Annotated in this window: 16 protein-coding genes; 9 read left to right on the forward strand and 7 right to left on the reverse strand. The window is 60.9% G+C overall.

Features of this window, described 5'->3' with window-relative positions; translation table 11 throughout:
• Positions 1–133: 133 nt before the first annotated feature.
• The 5 genes from hpf to lptC all read right to left on the reverse strand — a co-directional run bounded on the left by hpf (position 134) and on the right by lptC (position 4,679).
• Positions 134–709: a ribosome hibernation-promoting factor, HPF/YfiA family gene (hpf, locus tag BLX89_RS11230; RefSeq protein ID WP_075290976.1), complete on the reverse strand. Its 576-nt coding sequence runs from the start codon at positions 707–709 to the stop codon at positions 134–136.
• Positions 710–966: 257 nt separating this feature from the next.
• A complete protein-coding gene (locus BLX89_RS11235; protein ID WP_075290977.1) occupies positions 967–2,391 on the reverse strand; it encodes an RNA polymerase factor sigma-54 in 1,425 nt (474 codons plus the stop codon).
• Between the two features lie 229 nt (positions 2,392–2,620).
• Positions 2,621–3,430: an LPS export ABC transporter ATP-binding protein gene (gene lptB / locus BLX89_RS11240; RefSeq protein ID WP_143523583.1), complete on the reverse strand. Its 810-nt coding sequence runs from the start codon at positions 3,428–3,430 to the stop codon at positions 2,621–2,623.
• A gap of 10 nt (positions 3,431–3,440) precedes the next feature.
• Positions 3,441–3,998 (reverse strand): LptA/OstA family protein, encoded by a 558-nt coding sequence (locus BLX89_RS11245; protein WP_075290978.1) that lies wholly within the window; start codon positions 3,996–3,998, stop codon positions 3,441–3,443.
• Positions 3,999–4,013: 15 nt separating this feature from the next.
• Complete coding sequence (lptC, locus tag BLX89_RS11250; RefSeq protein ID WP_075290979.1) at positions 4,014–4,679, reverse strand: LPS export ABC transporter periplasmic protein LptC; 666 nt, start codon at positions 4,677–4,679, stop codon at positions 4,014–4,016.
• Between the two features lie 194 nt (positions 4,680–4,873).
• On the opposite strand from lptC, the gene sppA reads away from it, so the two are divergent.
• From sppA to BLX89_RS11265, 3 genes are all read left to right on the forward strand, one after another.
• Positions 4,874–5,833, forward strand: coding sequence for a signal peptide peptidase SppA (sppA, locus tag BLX89_RS11255; RefSeq protein ID WP_075290980.1), 960 nt, complete (start codon positions 4,874–4,876; stop codon positions 5,831–5,833).
• Between the two features lie 133 nt (positions 5,834–5,966).
• Positions 5,967–6,269: an integration host factor subunit beta gene (locus BLX89_RS11260; protein WP_075290981.1), complete on the forward strand. Its 303-nt coding sequence runs from the start codon at positions 5,967–5,969 to the stop codon at positions 6,267–6,269.
• 101 nt (positions 6,270–6,370) lie between these two features.
• Positions 6,371–6,712: a DUF1049 domain-containing protein gene (locus BLX89_RS11265; protein WP_075290982.1), complete on the forward strand. Its 342-nt coding sequence runs from the start codon at positions 6,371–6,373 to the stop codon at positions 6,710–6,712.
• A 14-nt stretch (positions 6,713–6,726) separates the two neighbouring features.
• Here the strand turns inward: BLX89_RS11265 and BLX89_RS11270 are convergent, their stop codons facing one another.
• Positions 6,727–7,173, reverse strand: a complete 447-nt coding sequence (locus BLX89_RS11270) for an SRPBCC family protein (RefSeq protein WP_075290983.1) — start codon at positions 7,171–7,173, stop codon at positions 6,727–6,729.
• Between the two features lie 127 nt (positions 7,174–7,300).
• Here BLX89_RS11270 and BLX89_RS11275 point away from each other — a divergent pair, with 127 nt between their 5' ends.
• The 5 genes from BLX89_RS11275 (at position 7,301) to olsB (ending at position 13,250) form a co-directional block, all read left to right on the forward strand.
• Positions 7,301–8,494 (forward strand): RsmD family RNA methyltransferase, encoded by a 1,194-nt coding sequence (locus BLX89_RS11275; protein WP_245292810.1) that lies wholly within the window; start codon positions 7,301–7,303, stop codon positions 8,492–8,494.
• Positions 8,491–9,357 carry a TrmH family RNA methyltransferase gene (locus BLX89_RS11280; protein WP_075291115.1) on the forward strand — a complete coding sequence of 289 codons (867 nt, stop codon included), beginning with the start codon at positions 8,491–8,493 and terminating at the stop codon, positions 9,355–9,357. Before BLX89_RS11275 ends, BLX89_RS11280 begins: the two co-directional genes overlap by 4 nt.
• The gene (lspA, locus tag BLX89_RS11285) at positions 9,354–9,845 is read left to right on the forward strand and encodes a signal peptidase II (RefSeq protein WP_075290984.1); all 492 of its coding nucleotides are present in this window, start codon (positions 9,354–9,356) and stop codon (positions 9,843–9,845) included. Before BLX89_RS11280 ends, lspA begins: the two co-directional genes overlap by 4 nt.
• A gap of 90 nt (positions 9,846–9,935) precedes the next feature.
• Positions 9,936–12,269, forward strand: a complete 2,334-nt coding sequence (locus tag BLX89_RS11290) for a hybrid sensor histidine kinase/response regulator (RefSeq protein ID WP_342587594.1) — start codon at positions 9,936–9,938, stop codon at positions 12,267–12,269.
• 102 nt (positions 12,270–12,371) lie between these two features.
• Positions 12,372–13,250: a l-ornithine N(alpha)-acyltransferase gene (olsB, locus tag BLX89_RS11295; RefSeq protein WP_075290985.1), complete on the forward strand. Its 879-nt coding sequence runs from the start codon at positions 12,372–12,374 to the stop codon at positions 13,248–13,250.
• A 211-nt stretch (positions 13,251–13,461) separates the two neighbouring features.
• On the opposite strand, the gene BLX89_RS11300 is transcribed toward olsB, so the two are convergent.
• Complete coding sequence (locus tag BLX89_RS11300) at positions 13,462–15,747, reverse strand: NADP-dependent malic enzyme (protein ID WP_075290986.1); 2,286 nt, start codon at positions 15,745–15,747, stop codon at positions 13,462–13,464.
• A 104-nt stretch (positions 15,748–15,851) separates the two neighbouring features.
• Between BLX89_RS11300 and mutS the strand changes: the two genes are divergently transcribed.
• Positions 15,852–18,596 carry a DNA mismatch repair protein MutS gene (gene mutS, locus BLX89_RS11305; protein WP_075290987.1) on the forward strand — a complete coding sequence of 915 codons (2,745 nt, stop codon included), beginning with the start codon at positions 15,852–15,854 and terminating at the stop codon, positions 18,594–18,596.
• Positions 18,597–18,598 lie beyond the last annotated feature (2 nt).

Consider the following 18,598-nt stretch of genomic DNA (forward strand, 5'->3'; position numbering starts at 1 on the left):
TAGCGCCCGGCGACGTGCCGGTCAAAGCCCTACGGATCGTCTGTCAACGGTTTCGACGGACCGGTCTAGGTCCGCATCACCGCCAGGAAGGCAGGGCGCGGGAGCGGCTTTCACCGTCCCCGCGCTCGTCTGCTCAGCCCTTGATATTGGCGGCGTCGATCCAGCCAATATTTCCATCGTTGCGTCGATAGACGATATTCAGATGCTCATTGCCTGGGCTACGGAACATGAAGACGGGTTCATCGGTCATGTCGAGCGCCATCACGGCGGTTGCGACAGACATCGTCTTCAGCTGTTTCGAACTTTCCGCGACGATCGTCGGTGCGTAATCCTCCGGAAGCTCATCGTCTTCGTCGGGTACGGAATCCATCACGGTATACGCTACTTCGGCAAATCCAGCATGGCCATTGCCATTGTGGTGATCCTTGAGCTTGCGCTTGTAGCGGCGGATGCGCTTTGCAATGCGATCCGACGCGGCATCGAACGCCGCTTGCGGGTCATTCGCTTCGCCGCTTGCCTGCAAGGCAGCCCCGCTATCGAGGTGAATCTTGCAATCGGCATTGAAACGAGATCCGGATTTTTCCACAGTGACTTGGCTTGAATATCCTCCGTCAAAATATTTCGTAACGGCTTGCTCTATCTGGTCTTCAATCCGCAGACGGAAGCTTTCGCCGATTTCCATATGTTTACCGGATACACGCACACTCATGGAGTTTCCTCTCTTTTCGTGATTTGCGTAGCCAGTCTATTCCAACCGCACCCGTCATCCAAGCATTTCACGCACGCAAAGAAATTTTGCGCCGATCAGCTTGAAATGTACGGGATCGCTCTATTGCCGGGTCTCAAACCCTGCCTTTAGCGGCGGCCTATTACAGGCGATGTCGCGGGAAGTCAAGCCAATGGTTAAAAAGCGACTAATCGTGAGGACGAGCCTTGAAGGTCCAAAGAGGACGTTGAAAGGCCGGGTCAGGCCGATACCTTGGCCATCGCGCGTTTTTCACGGCGGCGCTGCACCGATGAGGGGATGTTCATCGCCTCCCGGTATTTGGCAACCGTGCGGCGGGCGATGTCGATGCCGCCCTTCTTCAGGAGATCGACGATATCGTCATCCGAAAGCACGGCATCCGGGCTCTCCAGGGTGATCATGTTGCGGATGCGGTGACGGACGGATTCCGCCGAATGCGCATCGCCGCCCTCCGCCGAGCCGATCGATACCGTGAAGAAGTATTTGAGCTCGAAAAGGCCTCGTGGTGTCAGCATGTATTTGTTCGACGTCACGCGGCTGACGGTGGATTCGTGCATCTTGATCGCATCGGCCACGGTCTTCAGGTTCAGCGGCCGCAGGTGATCGACGCCGTGGACCAGAAAGGCGTCCTGCTGGCGCACGATCTCGGTCGCAACCTTCATGATGGTGCGGGCGCGCTGATCAAGGCTGCGGGTCAGCCAGTTCGCCGTTTGCAGGCATTCCGAAAGAAAGGCATGGTCCTCGCTGTTCTTCGGCGTATGGCGGCAAACGGTCGTGTAGTAGCTCTGGTTGACGAGCACGCGCGGCAAGGTTTCCGGATTGAGCTCGATTGCCCAGCTGCCATCGGCCGCCGCGCGCACCACGATATCGGGAATGATCGACTCGGACGTGCCGGCCTCGAAGCCGGTGCCGGGCTTGGGATCGAGCCGATCACGCTGGCGCAGCTGGATTGCAAGGCATTCGCTCAGGTTTCTGGCGAATACGCCGGGAGGATCGAGCTGCTGCAGGTTTTCCAGCACCCGGGCGACATCGGCCCGCGTGGTGCCGAGGCGGTCGGCGATTTCGCCGATATCCGCATGCAGGTAGCCGGCATCATCGAGGTGGTCGGCAAGCTGCTGAGCGATCAGGCGATCTGTCGGGCCGTGAACGCAGAAAGGAATCTGGGTATCGAGAAAGTCGCGCAGCGTTGTCTGGTTGGCGACGAAATCCTCAAGATCGTAGCCTTCCTCGCCGCCGCTGCCCGGCATGGATTTCCACTGCCCCAGCAGTTCGGGCGCATCCGCGCGTTGCGGCCCCATGTCGTCGGGAAAGACGTTTTCGAAATTGGAATCCAGCTGCTCGCTCATCCGCTCGCTGGTTGTCGCGGTGGTGCTGTCGTAGACGTCGCCGAGCGCCTCGAAGGCGGGCGCGCCGTCGTTTGCCGATCCGTCCTCGGAGGCGTGAAAGTCCTCCTTGCCGTGCCGGTCGCCACCCAAGGACTCATCGCCGGATACGAACTCCAGCAGGGGGTTTTTCTCGACTTCCTGTTCGATGAAATGGGTCAGCTCCAGATGCGTCATCTGCAAGAGCTGGATCGACTGCATCAGTTGCGGCGTCATGGCCAGTGTCTGGCTCTGGCGCAGGAAGAGGCTGGCTGACAATGCCATTCGGACGCGAAACTCCCCTCGAATTTAAGGGCGTAACGACGCTTGGCATGCGTTGGCCAGCGGTCGATCCCTCAACTGGCCCAAAAATTGCTTATTCCAAAGGTTTGGTCAAGCGCCCGTCGTAAATAAGATGAAACGGGTCGAAAATCGTTCGCAATATTGCGCTTGACGTCCTGACTTGCGTAATTTCGTTTCAGAGCGCCGTTTTGTCAAAAACCGCACCTCGTCCTCAAAGGCTGAAATTATCGCCAAGATAAAGGCGTCGGACATCGGGGTTCGTCACGATGTCGTTCGCCCGGCCATGGGTCAAGACTTCACCGGCATGAATGATGTAGGCGCGGTCGATCAGGCCCAGCGTCTCGCGAACATTGTGATCGGTGATCAGAACGCCAATTCCGCGGGATGTGAGATGGCGGACGAGCGCCTGGATGTCCGCGACCGAAATCGGATCGACGCCCGCAAAGGGTTCGTCGAGCAGCATGAAGGTGGGGTCGGTCGCCAGCGCGCGGGCGATTTCAAGGCGCCGGCGCTCACCGCCCGACAGGGCAACGGCCGGCGATTTGCGCAGGTGGGAAATGTTGAACTCGCCCAGCAGCTCGTTCAGCTTGCTCTCGCGTCGCTCGCGGTTCTTGTCGTGAAGCTCGAGAACGGCGCGGATGTTTTCCTCGACCGTCAGCCCGCGAAAGATCGAGGCTTCCTGCGGGAGGTAGCCGACACCGAGGCGGGCGCGGCGATACATCGGCATCGTCGTCACGTCGTTGCCGTTGATTTCGATCGAGCCTTCATCGACAGGCACGAGGCCGGTGATCATGTAGAAGCAGGTCGTCTTGCCGGCTCCGTTCGGACCGAGCAGGCCGACCGATTCACCGCGGCGCACGACCAGCGAAACGCCGCCCACGACACGACGGCCGCGATAGGATTTGGTAAGACCGCGCGCGATCAGCGTTCCGTCGTAACGGGCCTTGTCCGTTGCCGGTTTTGCCGATGCCGCAGCCGCGGTTTTGGCGCGTTTGCGCTTGTGGAGAAAAGGAATATTCACGGGGGCCGCGTCAGTTGGTCTTCTGGGATTTCGGGTCCAGCTGAATCTGGACACGACCGCCACAGGCCTGAAGCTGTGCCTCGCCGGTGTTCATCTGGACATTCAGCTGGCAGCCGGTGAAGACGTTCTTGCCCTCAGACAGCACGACCTGCTTGCCCTTCAAGACAAGCGTCTGGGCCGTCATGTTGAACTCGCCGTTATCGGCGGTCGCCTGCTGGGTGCCGGACTGGAGGAAAACCTTGTCGTTGACCTCGATACGGTCGATATCGGCATTGCCGCTGGAGATCGCGCCGCCGCCCTTTTTGTAGAAAACGACCATGCTGCCGGCTTGCAGGGTGGTGGTGCCCTGAACAACCTTGACGTTGCCGGTGAAGATCGCCTTGCTCTCGGGATCCTTGATCTCCAGCTTGTCGCTTTCGATCTGGATTGGGGCGTCGTTGGAGAGCTCCAGGCCCTTCATTCTGCTCTGGGTTTCCTGCGCAAGCGCGGGCGTGGCGACAATCGGGGCTACGCCGAGAAAAAGGACTGCTGCAGCGACGCGGAATGCTGAAAAGGAATGGGCCGACATGGGTGCACCGGTTTTCTAGTTGGCTGTCTTGCGGATGGCGCTGGGGTCGACAACGACCTTCACCATGCCCTCGAATGTAACAATGCGTCCCTTATCCGTCATTCTCAGCTGCTGTGCAACAATGGAACCACCGTTGATGCTGATCGCGACGGGCTTGGTGGTGTTCATTTCGCCGGCATTGATATCGAGATAGGCGGAGCGGAAATCGGCGACCATGCCGTTGTTCATCGTTATGCTGAAAGGCGCGTTCATGTCGAGCGTGTTCTTGCCGCGATCATAGACGCCGCTCTGGGCCTCGACTGTCGCCTTCAGGGTATCGTTGACCGGCATTTCCGCATGGATGGTTTCCAGCGTGATGATGTCGGGATTGGCGATATCCTGCAGGGCGCGGGCCGCTTTCATGGAGTAGCTGATATCCTGCTTGTTGCGGCCGGAGATCGCAGGGTTCTGCATCACGATCTTGCCGTTTTCGATCGTGGCGTTTTCGATCTGCAGCTCTTCCGGCAAAAATGCGCGAACGACGGAGACGGCGATGAACATGATTGCGATCACCGTTGCGAGCAGAGGCAACAGGATTTTCAATCGAGTGACCCGGCGCGAATGGCGCACGGCCTCGGAATAGGGGTCCGGCAGAAGCGCTCCGGAGTTGGCAAGCGCCCCGGTAAAAGGCATTTCGTTCATAAAGAAACCTGTCGTCGCCGCGTCGGGTTCCACGATGCGCAGCCGGCTTAATCACAAATTCAAATATATGACTTGCGGGGAATATGGAGATTTTTTTGACCTTGTACAAGGAAGGCTCGAAAAACTTCAAAATCAGGTTACATCCGTCTCGCTCGACGCTATGGATTGCGGGACGAAAACGCGAGGAAAGACTTATGGATCAGCTGGCTATCGCCGACCGGCGGCAACTGCGGCGCAAACTCGGATTTTGGCGCATCCTGTGCATTCTCCTCATTCTTGTGGCTGCCATCGGCACCTATGTCGCGATCAACGCGCAATCGGCCGGATTGGCCGCGCGTCCGCAGATCGCCCGCGTCGCGATCTCGGGTATTGTCCAGGATGACCGTGAGCTTCTGGACCGGCTTGAGCGCATCGCCAATGCAGATGCGGTCAAGGGGCTGGTGGTGACGATCGAATCGCCCGGCGGCACGACTTATGGCGGCGAGACCATCTACAAGGCGATCCGCAAGGTGGCCGAGAAGAAGCCCGTGGTGTCCGATGTGCGCACGCTGGCTGCCTCCGCCGGTTACATGATCGCCATTGCCGGCGACCAGATCGTCGCGGGCGAGACCTCGATCACCGGCTCGATCGGCGTGCTGTTCCAGTATCCGCAGATCAAGACGCTAATGGACCGGCTGGGCGTATCGCTGGAAACCATCAAGTCTGCGCCGCTGAAGGCCGAGCCGAACCCGTTCAATCCGCCGAGCGAGGAGGCAAAGGCCGTCATTCAATCCATGATCAATGACAGTTTCGACTGGTTCGTCGATCTGGTGGCCGAGCGCCGCAAGCTTGCAAGGCCGGAGGCGCTGCGCCTTGCCGATGGTCGCATTTTCACCGGCCGTCAGGCATTGAAAGAGAAGCTGGTTGACGTGCTCGGCGGCGAGGAGGAGATCAAGGCCTACTTCAAGAGCCGGAAGGTCGATGCCGACCTGCCGGTCGTCGACTGGAAGGCGCCGGACAATTCCTGGGGCTTTGGCCTCGGGTCGATTGCCTCGGAATGGGTCAAATCATTGGGATATGAGGTTTTTCCTGCCCTTGGAGGGCTCGAAAAGTTGGGTGGAGACAAGTTGTTTCTTGACGGTCTTCTCTCGGTTTGGCAGGTTGGCAACAACTGAAAGCCGACCGGGAGGCGGTGAAGGCTCCTCCCGATGGTTCTGCAAAGACCTTTCCGGCCCAAGGGTTGAATCCCGTACCGCCTGCTATACGTAAAATACGAAGAACAAACGATAAAACCGAGAGGGGGCAACAGTGATCAAGTCAGAGCTGGTGCAGATTGTCGCGGCCCGCAATCCGCATCTCTATCACCGTGACGTCGAGAATATCGTCAACGCGGTGCTCGACGAGATCACCGACGCACTCGCTGCCGGAAATCGTGTGGAATTGCGCGGCTTTGGTGCTTTCTCGGTGAAGAATCGTCCGTCGCGCTCGGGCCGCAACCCGCGTACCGGCGATTCCGTCTTCGTCGAGGAAAAATGGGTGCCGTTCTTCAAGACCGGCAAGGAACTGCGCGAGCGGCTGAACCCCGGTTCGGACGATCAGGACGACGAATAGTCGTTTCCCGTGAAGACAGCGGTCCATCGCCCGCCGCTTCGCAGCCGCCGATCTGCCGTGACGGCCAACCGTGATCCGCGCGCATCGGAGTGCATCATAAAATGAAGAAGATCATCAATTTCGTCGTCTTGATCCCGATCGGGATCATCCTGATCGTGCTTTCGGTTGCCAACCGACAGAGCGTGCGGCTTGCGCTGAACCCCTTCAATCCGGATGACAGCGTACTCTCTGTTTCGGCGCCGTTCTTCGTCTTCCTGTTTCTGGCGGTGATTTTCGGGCTTGTCGTCGGGTCTTTCGCGACCTGGGTCAGCCAGCACAAATACCGCAAGCGTGCCCGCAACGAGGCACACGAGGCGGTGAAGTGGCATACGGAAGCTGAAAAGCAGCGGGTGCGGGCGGAGAATATTGCGTCGCAGGCGCTTGTTCCGTCCCGGTCGGTTTGATCAGGTTGAGCTGATCATGCTCCGGCGCGCTCGCTGACAGCGGCGTTGAAGTCGTCGAAGAAGCGTTGGGCGAGTTTGCCGACAGTTGAATCGATCAGTTTGCCGCCCATCTGCGCGAGCTTGCCTTCGACATCGGCCTTTGCGTCGTAGGTCAGAAGCGTTTCGTCCCCCTCCGGGATCATCATCACATCGGCGCTGCCCCGCGCAAAACCGGCGAGACCGCCCTGACCTTCGGCCGAGATCGTGTAGCTGTCGGGTGCGTGGATGTTGCTGAGCAGAATCTTGCCGGCGAAGGTGGCGGAGAAGAAGCCGAACTTGACCTTGACGGTGGCCAGCGTTTCCGTCTCGGAAAGGCGCTCCATCGACTGGCAGCCGGGGATCAGGTCTTTCAGAAATTCGGGGTCGTTGAGCGCCTCCCAGACGATCTGCGGCGGTGCTGCAATCCTGACGTCGCCTCTCATGTCGCTGACATCGTTCCTTTTCCGTGCGTGTCCGTCCTATATGCGAGGGCAAAACCGCTTTGCCAAGTGCGGGAGCGGTGCTATTTGCTCGCAGCAAGAGATTGAGAGATCGTGAACGGATGACGGCGTGAAAGACAAGGGCTCCAAGGGAAAAGGCAGTGGCAAGGGCGGCGTGGGCAAGCCTGCGGGACGTTCTTCCGCGTCAGCGCCATTGCGGGCCGGCGCCAACCGCGTTGCTGGCCGCCCGGCACCAAAGCCGCGCGTGCAGGCCGAGGAGCGGAGTTTTCGCCCCGGCAATGTTCAGCCCGCGAAAGCCCGTGCCGAAAAGCCCCGCCTCGCGAAAAATGCCGAGCGATCGGCAGCGGCGGAGAGCGAACAGCGCCCGCCTCTTCCCCTGCGGGATGGCGAAAAGCCCGGCGAACGCATCCCGATCATTCTCGAAACCAAGGGTTCTAGCGATTATCACCTGATCGACAGCGGTCATGGGCTGAAGATCGAGCAATACGGGCCTTACCGGATCGTGCGGCCGGAGGCACAAGCGCTGTGGCCGCCGGCTTTGCCCACCCATGTCTGGGAAAAGGCCGATGCGATCTTTACTGGCGATACGGACGAAGACGGCATCGGACGCTGGCGGTTTCCGAGGGAGGCGCTCGGCGAGAGCTGGCCGATGCGCATTCTGGATGCGGATTTCTATGGCCGGTTCACCGCTTTCCGCCATGTCGGCGTGTTTCCCGAGCAGCTGGCACACTGGAGCTGGATGAAGGAACAGATCGAGACAGCGGGGCGCCCGCTGAAGGTTCTGAACCTCTTCGGCTATACCGGCGTTGCCTCGTTGATTGCGGCGAAGGCCGGCGCGGAAGTGACCCATGTGGATGCGTCGAAGAAGGCGATCGGCTGGGCCCGGGAAAACCAGACGCTGGGCCGGGCGGAAAGCCTGCCGATCCGCTGGATCTGCGAAGACGCCATGAAGTTCATCCAGCGCGAGGCGCGTCGCGGCAGCCAATACGACATCATCCTTACCGATCCGCCGAAGTTCGGGCGTGGTCCCAACGGGGAAGTCTGGCAGCTGTTCGATCATCTGGCCGAGATGCTCGACATCTGCCGCGAAATCCTGTCGCCCAAGGCACACGGCCTCGTGCTGACGGCCTATTCCATCCGGGCGAGCTTTTATTCGATCCACGAGCTGATGCGCGACACCATGCGTGGGCGCGGCGGCGTGGTTGAATCGGGCGAGCTTATCCTGCGCGAAGGCGGCCTTGACGGCACGACGCCGGCGCGCGCGCTTTCCACCTCCCTCTTCAGCCGATGGGTACCGAAATGAGCCATGACAACCACCACCACGATGGCGGCCCCCGCCGTGTCGGCCAGGTGAAGGAGGTCACCAGCCTCACCAACCCGATCATCAAGGACATCAAGGCACTCGCCCAGAAGAAGAGCCGCGACGAGACCCGTAGCTTTATGGCAGAGGGCCTGAAGCTGGTGATCGACGCACTGGAACTCGGCTGGACGATCAAGACACTTGTTTACGCCAAGGCTGCCAAGGGCAAGACGCAGGTGGAGCAGGTCGCATTGAAGACGGTTTCGACCGGCGGGCTGGTGCTGGAAGTCAGCGAAAAGGTTCTGTCCTCGATCACCCGGCGGGACAACCCGCAGATGGTCGTCGGTATTTTCGAGCAGCGCTACAGGAGCCTGCGGGATGTTAAGCCGGCGGCAGGCGAAACCTATGTCGCCCTCGACCGGGTGCGCGATCCCGGCAATCTCGGCACCATTATCCGCACCGCCGATGCAGCCGGAGCTTCCGGCGTTATCCTGCTTGGCGATACGACCGATCCGTTTTCGCTCGAAACCGTGCGCGCCACCATGGGCTCGGTCTTCGCCATGCCGGTGATCCGCGCCAGCAATGCGGACTTTATCAAGTGGCATAAGTCTGCGGGCGTCCGGGTCGTCGCCACGCATCTGGCCGGCGCTGTCGACTATCGCACCATCGATTACCGCTCCAAGCCTGTCGTTATCCTGATGGGCAACGAGCAGGCCGGTTTGCCGGACGAACTGGCGAAAGAGGCCGATGCACTCGCCCGTATCCCACAGCAGGGCAGGGCGGATTCGCTGAACCTCGGCATCGCCACCGGCATCATGCTGTTCGAAGCACGCCGCCACCTTTTAGACCTGGACGCCAAGGCATGAGCGAACGCGTGGCACTTTTTTCCCGGCCGCTGCCGATTGCGGTCTTCATCATTCTTGCCGTCGTTCTCGATCAGCTGGTTAAGGTGGCGGTCGAGATGTGGCTGCCCTTCGGGGAGGATGTGGCGCTGCTGCCTGTTCTGGCGCTGCACCGCATCTACAATTACGGCGTCGCCTTCTCGATGCTCGATCATATGGAGGGCTGGTTCATCGTTGGCATGCGGCTGATCGTCGTGGCCTTCGTGCTTTGGCTGTGGCGACGCACGCCGGGCGACCGGACCTTTGCCCATTTCGGCTATGCGATGATCATCGCGGGTGCCATTGGCAACCTGATCGACCGGCTGTTGTTCGGTTACGTCATCGATTACATCCGCTTCCACACGGAAACTTGGTCCTTCGCCGTATTCAATCTGGCCGACAGTTTTATCACCATCGGTGCCGGCGCGATCATTCTCGACGAGCTGCTGCAGTCGAAAAAGAAAGTTCCTTAAAAGTTTAAGGATCGCCAAAAGGCAATCGGAACCCTTGCCGTGCTAGGCCTCTATTCCGGAAAAGCTCTGGATTGAGAGGAGGGGGTGTGCGTGGTCTTCGCCCGCGGCCCCAAGGACGACATGGGCGAATTGTCGAACCTTCACCAACGTCTGTCGCGCGAACTCGTCGCGCAGAACCGCTTGTCAGGCGCTCGCTACCGGATGCACGAGCATGCGGACGACGAAGCCGATGATATAGACGCCGCAGAAGACACGACGCCGGTATCGGAACGTTACGCGGTTCTCAAGCCCGCGGTCGCCGGCGCGGGTCTGCTTTGCTCAGCGGCGATCCTTGGTACCGGCGCGGATGCGGGTCTCGAACTCCTGTCCGGCGGGCTTGCCTTTGCCGGTGCAGCAGGCGCGGCTGTTCTTCTGGCAGACTGGTATCGTTCGTTGAAATCCCGCTCCGTTGCTCTTGAGGTCGCGCCGAATGAGCGGGCGAGCGATCGCAAATGGGAGCGCAGCGAAGCCTCCGGGCTGCTCTCGACCATTCACGATGCACTGGGCGATATCGCTCTCGTGCGCGAGCCCGGCGGCAGGATCGTTGAGGCCAACAGGGTTTTTCGCCGTGTGACAGGCCAATCGCGCCCGGAAGGCATGACCTGTGAAGCGCTGGGCATAGATTTCGAACCGATGCCGGAGCCCGATCACTACCGCGTGCGCATCGCCGGTGCGACGGGGCCACGCATTTTCGACTGGCACGACGTCATGGCCCGCCAGTCGGGCAGCGGTGCGCTGATGATGCACAGCATCGCCCGCGATATCACCGAGGAAAGTCGTGCCGCCCGCGAAAGCGAAAACGCCCGCCGCCGCGCCGAACAGGCAAGCCAGGCAAAATCCCGGCTGCTGGCGACCGTCAGTCACGAAATCCGCACGCCGCTTTCCGGCATTCTGGGCATGAGCCATCTCATCAGCCAGACCAGATTGACGGGCGAGCAGAAGAACTATCTTGCCGGCATGCGCCAATCGGGCCACGCGCTGGTGCAACTGGTGGACGACCTGCTCGACTTTTCCTCGATCGAGGCTGGACGTTTCCAGCTGCGCCCATCGGAGGAAGCCGTGCGCGACACGATCGAAAGCGTTGTCGAGATGCTGTCGAGCCGGGCGCACGAAAAGGGCATCGAGATCGGCGCGACGGTTGCGGCCGCGGTTCCCGGCCTCATGGAGTTCGATGCGGCCCGCCTGCGCCAGGTGCTGTTCAACGTCATCGGCAATGCGGTGAAGTTCACGCACAAGGGCGGCGTCTTCGTCAGCGTCGATCTCTCCGGCAAGGCGCTATTCGTGCGCGTGGAGGACACCGGCCCCGGTATGACGGCAGAGGAACAGGCCCGTATTTTCGACGAGTTCGAGCAGGCGGGCGACAATGTGCAGCGCAGCGGCGGTTCGGGCCTTGGGCTTGCCATTTCCCGCCACATCATGGAGCAGGTCGGTGGCAGCCTGACGCTCACCAGCGAGCTCGGCAAGGGTACGACCTTCGAAATCCGTTTCCCGGTCTGCATCGAAAATCTGTCGGCGTCTGCCCGCAGCCGGCGGGGTACGCTGGAAGGATCGCGGGTGTTGGTCATGGCGCCAAAGGGGCCGGCTGCACGCGCGCTTATGGAAACGGTGACGACGCTAGGCGGGCATTGCGTTCTGGCGGACACGTTTGCCGAGGCGCGAATCCATGCTGGACGGGCGGCCAGCGGCAAGGCTCCCCTGACCGATATCGTCGTCGACCATCGCCATGCGGCGCAGTTCCGGCGGCTGATCGCCGATCTGCCCGGCCTCGCGCAACTGAAAATCCGCCGCATCTATCTGGTGAACCCGGAAGAGCGCAACGGACGACCGATGAACCAGATCGACGGATACCAGGCCTGGCTGATCCGTCCGCTGCGCGAGCGCTCGCTTGTCGAGGTTTTGCGCGGCCGCATGAAAGGCATGGAAGTGAGAGACGCGATCAACGACAACCGGCCCATGCTGCGCGAAGTGCCGACCATCCGCTCGGAGTCCCTGCGCAAGGGTATTCTTCTTGCCGAGGATGATCCGGTCAACGCGCTGATCGTTCGCTCGGTGCTGGAAAAGTCCGGGCATACGGTGCGGCCGGTCAGCGATTTCTCGGCGCTCGGGAAGCTGCTGTTCGATGCGCCGAAGGACGAGCGCATGACGCCGGAACTGATTGTCAGCGACCTCAACATGCCGGGCGGCGACGGGCTGAGCATGATCATACGGCTGCGCAAGGAAGAGCGCGGCAACGGCAGGCGACCCGTTCCCGTCATCGTGCTGACGTCGGATACGCGCCCCGAAACGAGCGAAGAGTTGCTGAAGGCCGGCGCCTCTGCCGTGCTTGCCAAGCCTGTCGATCCGGCCCGGCTGATGGCTGAGGTGAACCGCCTGCTGGGCCTGTAGCCACAATCAATCCGGGCTGTTTTGCGCTGTCGATCATGTCACTATGCTGTCGCAGAAACATGGTTTAAGCCCGGCAGAACGAAGTGGTCAGGATCACCAGCGATGACGATAGAAATCTTGGATCGGGCGGGGTTGATTGAGCAGCCACAAACGCGCATCCGGACGACTGTTGCACCGGCTTCCGATGTGCTGGGTCGCATCGGCACGCTGGAGACCCGGTTGGCGCGCACCGCGTCTGAAATCGATGCCGCCCAGGCCGTTCGCTACCGGGTTTTCTACGAGGAAATGAAGGCTCAGGCCACCGCTGATATCGAGCGGCGTCGGCGCGACATCGACGCCTGGGATGCCGTCTGCGACCATCTTCTGGTGCTCGACACAGCGATCGAGGGCGATGCCGAGGAACAGATCGTCGGCACGTACCGTCTGCTACGCCAGGATGTCGCCCGCCAGACCGGCGGCTTCTATTCGGCTTCCGAATTCGGGGTCGATGCGTTGATCGAGCGTCATCCAAACAAGAAGTTCATGGAACTCGGCCGCTCCTGCGTGCTGCCGGAGTATCGCACCAAGCGCACGGTCGAACTGCTCTGGCAGGGCAACTGGGCCTATGCGCTGAAGCACGGTATCGACGCCATGTTCGGTTGCGGCTCTTTCCCGGGCCGGATCCCTGCGGAACACGCGCTTGCCCTGTCCTTCCTGCACCATACGGTGCGGGTGACGGACGAGTGGCAGGTGTCGGCCCGACCGGAGCTTTTCCGGACCATGGACCTCATGCCCTCGGAAGCGATCAATGCGCGCAAGGCGCTGGCAGCACTGCCGCCGCTGATCAAAGGATACATGCGTCTCGGCGCGATGGTCGGCGAAGGGGCCGTCGTCGATCATGCCTTTAATACAACTGATGTTTTGATTGTTCTGCCGATCAACAACATCTCCGGCCGCTACATCAACTACTATGGCGCGGATGCAACACGCTTCGCAAGTTAAAATGCTGCAGTGCAAAATGTCTTGACGCATCGCAATAATTTTGGTTCAATTTCAGCCGTGAGTAGCAGCTTTTGATCATCGACTGGTAATGCGTGCCTTTTATTGAGGGACATTACGTCCCATTATTTTGATCAAGATCAGCATTTCGCATGAAAAAGCCCGCGCCGGATTTCCGGGCGGGCTTTTTTCGTTTTTTATCGTTGGAGATGTTTTACATGCCGGCGTTGTGCGCCGCCAGTGCTGCCATGTTGACGATGTCACTGTCCTTTGCGGTCATCGATACGATCTGCACGGATTTGTCGAGACCGACGAGCAACGGGCCGATGACGGTCGCATTGCCCAGCTCCTGCAGCATCTTGGTCGAGATCGAGGCCGAGTGGAAGGCCGGCATGACCAGCACGTTTGCGGGGCCGGAGAGGCGGCAGAACGGATATTGCTCCATCACCTTGGGATTGAGCGCGACATCAGCCCCCATCTCGCCGTCGTATTCGAAATCGACGCGGCGCTTGTCGAGGATGCTGACGGCCTCGCGTACTCTCTCCGAGCGCTCGCCGGACGGATGGCCGAAAGTGGAGTAGGCGAGCATGGCGACGCGCGGCAGGTAACCCAAGCGGCGGGCGAGGCCGGCTGCTTCCTCCGCGATATCGGCAAGCTCTTCCGCCGACGGCATGTCGTGCACGGCGGTATCGGCAACGAGCACTGTACGGCCACGGCACAGCGCAATCGAGACGCCGATGACACGGTGCCCCGGCTTTGCGTCGATGCAGCGGCGGACGTCGTCAAGCGCCGTCGAGTAGTTGCGGGTGATGCCGGTGACCATGCCGTCCGCATCGCCCATCGCCACCATGCAGGCGGCGAAGTGGTTGCGGTCGTTGTTGATCAGGCGCTGGGCATCGCGGAAGAGATAGCCCTTTCGCTGCAGCCGGGCGTAGAGATAGTCGGTGTATGCGCCGGTGCGCTTCGAGAGCCTTGCGTTGACCAGCTGGATGCCGGGACGATCCAGGTCGATACCTTCCTTCTCGGCGGTTTCGCGCATGCGGTCCTCGCGACCCAGCAGCAAGGCGGTGCCGAGTTCCTGGTTGGCATAGGCAAGCGCCGAGCGCATCATCTGCACTTCCTCGCCCTCGGCGAACACGATCCTCTTCGGCTGGCGGCGGACGCGCTCGTAGATGCGCTGCAGGGTGGAGGCGATCGGGTCGCGCCGGGCGGAAAGCTGGCGGCCATAGGCGGCAAGATCGGGAATGGGCTTGCGGGCGACGCCGCTTTCCATCGCGGCCTTGGCGACGGCGACGGGAATGGCCGAGATCAGGCGGGGATCGAAGGGCACGGGGATGATGTATTGTGGGCCGAAGCGGGGCCGGTTGCCCTGATAGGCGGCAGCGACGTCGTCCGGCACGTCTTCCTTGGCAAGGCTTGCCAGCGCCTGTGCGGCGGCGATCTTCATCTCCTCGTTGATCGTGCTGGCATGCACATCAAGCGCGCCGCGGAAGATGTAGGGGAAGCCAAGGACATTGTTGACCTGGTTCGGATAGTCGGAGCGGCCGGTGGCAACGATGGCGTCGTCGCGGATGTCGGCCACTTCTTCCGGCGTGATTTCCGGATCGGGATTGGCCATGGCAAAGATGATGGGACGCGGTGCCATCGAGCGGATCATGTCCTGCGACAGCGTGCCCTTGCCAGAGAGGCCGAACACCACATCCGCGCCGTCCATGGCTTCGACCAGCGTGCGCTTGTCGGTCTTGATGGCGTGGGCGGATTTCCACTGGTTCATGCCCTCGCTGCGGCCTTGGTAGATGATGCCCTTGGTGTCGCAAAGCGTGATGTTTTCGGGTGCAAAGCCCATGGACTTGATCAGCTCGACGCAGGCGATGGCAGCAGCGCCTGCGCCGTTGCAGACGAGCTTCGTCGTCTTGAAATCGCGGCCGGTAAGCGTCAGCGCGTTGATCAGGCCGGCGGCGGCGATGATCGCGGTGCCGTGCTGGTCGTCGTGGAACACTGGAATGTCCATGACCTCACGCAGCTTCTGTTCGATGATGAAACAGTCCGGTGCCTTGATGTCTTCGAGATTGATGCCGCCGAAGGAGGGGCCGAGGAAACGCACGCAGTTGATGAACTCGTCGACATTTTCGGTATCGACTTCGAGATCGATGGAATCGACGTCGGCAAAGCGCTTGAACAGTACCGACTTGCCTTCCATGACCGGCTTGGAGGCGAGTGCGCCGAGATTGCCGAGGCCGAGAATGGCAGTGCCGTTGGATATGACGGCGACCATGTTGCCGCGGGTCGTGTAATCATAGGCGGTGGCAGGATTGGCGGCGATCGCCTTCACAGGTACGGCAACGCCGGGCGAATAGGCCAGCGACAGGTCGCGCTGGGTGGCCATCGGCTTTGTCGGGGAAATCTCAAGTTTGCCGGGACGGCCCTGGGAGTGGAAGTCCAGCGCCTCCTGATCGGTGACGCTGCGCGCATTGCGGTTGGCTTTGCCGTCTTCGGCCATGAAACCTCCTCCAAGTCCTGTGGGCGAAGGCTCCTCCCCGCCGCTTTACAGTTGTCTTCTATAAACGCGCGTGAATAGTGTGGCACCTGTTTTCTGGGGCAAAAATGACTTTTCTGACCAACGCCACGAACCAAGATTCCGACGTGCTTTCCGCAGCCCAACTGGCGACGGAAGAGAGCCGCTCCTCGGCGACGCCGATGATGGAGCAATATATCGAGATCAAGGCGAACAACCCGGATTCGCTGCTGTTCTATCGCATGGGCGATTTCTACGAGCTGTTCTTCCAGGATGCGGTGGAAGCCTCGCGTGCGCTCGGTATCACCCTGACGAAGCGCGGCCAGCATCTGGGGCAGGATATTCCGATGTGCGGCGTGCCGGTGCATGCCGCCGACGATTATCTGCAGAAGCTCATTGTGCGCGGTTTTCGCGTGGCGGTCTGCGAGCAGGTGGAAGATCCTGCCGAGGCAAAGAAGCGCGGTTCAAAATCGGTGGTGAAGCGGGATGTCGTGCGGCTGGTGACGCCGGGCACGATTACCGAAGACAAGCTGCTGTCGCCGTCCGAAACCAACTACCTGATGACGCTCGCCCGGATCAGGAGCGGCAGCGAGCCGTTGCTGGCACTGGCATGGATCGATATTTCGACCGGCGTCTTCCGGCTGGCAGAAACGACGGAAAGCCGGCTGCTTGCCGATATCCTGCGCATCGAGCCACGCGAGTTGATCCTGGCCGATACGGTTTTCCACGATCCTGAGATGCGTGCGGTCGTTGACGTGCTTGGCCGGGTGGCGGTGCCGCAGCCATCCGTGCTGTTTGACAGCGCCACGGCCGAAGATCGTATCAGCCGATATTACGGCGTGAAGACGCTCGACGGTTTCGGTGGTTTTTCCCGGGCGGAAATGGCCGCCGCGTCTGCGGCAATCGCCTACGTCGAGAAGACCCAGTTTTCCGAGCGCCCGCCGCTCGGCATTCCCGAGCGCGAAAGCGGCGCCTCGACACTGTTCATCGATCCTGCGACGCGCACCAATCTCGAGCTGGTGAAGACACAATCGGGCGACCGCAACGGCACCCTGTTGAAAGCGCTTGACCGCACCGTGACGGGTGGCGGCGCGCGGCTTCTGGCCGAGCGGCTGATGTCACCGCTGACGGACCCGGAACGTATCGTCGAACGGCTGGATTCGATCACCGCACTTCTCGACCAGCCGCAGCTTTCGGCTGATCTACGGCAGGCCTTGAAGCATGTACCGGATATGCCGCGGGCGCTTTCACGCCTTTCGCTCGGCCGCGGTGGGCCGCGCGATCTTGGCGCCATTCTTTCCGGAACGGCGGCTGCAGGCGAAATTCTGCGTCTGCTGAAATCCGGTAATCTGTCGGAGGAATTGAGGCTCGCGCTCGATTCCATCGCCGGCTTACCGGGCCAGATTTTGGAGCGCCTTTCATCGACGCTGTCCGATGAACTGCCGCTTTTGAAGCGGGATGGCGGCTTCGTTCGGGAAGGGGCGAGCGCCGAGCTGGACGAGTTCAGGGCACTGCGCGACCAGTCGCGCCGGGTGATCGCCGGCTTGCAACTGAACTATGCCGAGGAAACCGGCATCAAGTCGCTGAAGATCAAGTACAACAACGTGCTCGGCTATTTCATCGAGGTCACGGCCGGCAATGCCGGGCCGATGACCGACAGCGACGCGGCCCGCGCGCGCTATATTCACCGCCAGACCATGGCAAACGCCATGCGCTTCACCACCACCGAGCTTGCCGATCTGGAATCCAAGATCGCCAATGCGGCGGACAAGGCTCTCTCGATCGAACTCGAAGCCTTCGACGCACTGACGGCGCTTGTCGTTCGCGAGGCTGAAGCGATCAAGGCGGCTGCTTTTGCGCTGTCGATCATCGATGTTTCTGTCGGACTCGCATCCCTCGCGGAAGAGCAGAACTATTGCCGGCCTGTCGTCGATGGCTCAAAAATGTTTGCCATTGATGGTGGCCGGCACCCTGTTGTCGAGCAGGCGCTGCGGCGCCAGTCGGCAACGGCCTTCGTTGCCAACAGCTGCAATCTCTCGCCCCATGATGGCGAGGGAGATGGTGCGATCTGGCTGCTGACCGGTCCGAACATGGGCGGTAAGTCGACGTTCCTGCGCCAGAACGCGCTGATCGCGATCATGGCGCAGATGGGCTCCTTCGTGCCGGCGGCATCCGCCCATATCGGCATCGTAGACCGTCTGTTCTCCCGCGTTGGTGCCTCCGACGATCTGGCGCGTGGGCGCTCGACCTTCATGGTTGAGATGGTCGAAACGGCCGCGATCCTCAATCAGGCGACGGATCGCTCTCTCGTTATCCTCGATGAAATCGGCCGTGGCACGGCGACGTTCGACGGCCTGTCGATTGCCTGGGCGGCTGTCGAGCATCTGCATGAGGGCAACCGCTGCCGCGGGCTGTTCGCCACCCATTTCCATGAGCTGACGGTGCTCTCCGAAAAGCTCGGCCGGCTTTCCAACGCCACGATGCGCGTCAAGGAATGGGATGGCGACGTCATCTTCCTGCACGAGGTTGGACCGGGTGCCGCCGATCGCTCCTATGGTATCCAGGTGGCGCGTCTGGCCGGTCTGCCGGCTTCCGTCGTTGCGCGGGCTAAGGACGTTCTCGCCAAGCTCGAGGACGCAGACCGCAAGAACCCGGCAAGCCAGCTGATCGACGATCTGCCGCTGTTCCAGGTGGCGATCCGCCGCGAGGAGATCGCCAGGGCCGGCCCGTCGAAGGTCGAGGAAGCGTTAAAAAGCCTCAATCCGGATGATATGACCCCCCGCGAGGCCATGGAAGCGCTCTATGCGTTGAAGAAACAACTTGGCAATGCTTGAAC

The organism is Pararhizobium arenae (assembly GCF_001931685.1).
In the GTDB taxonomy this organism is placed as follows: Bacteria; Pseudomonadota; Alphaproteobacteria; order Rhizobiales; family Rhizobiaceae; genus Pararhizobium; species Pararhizobium arenae.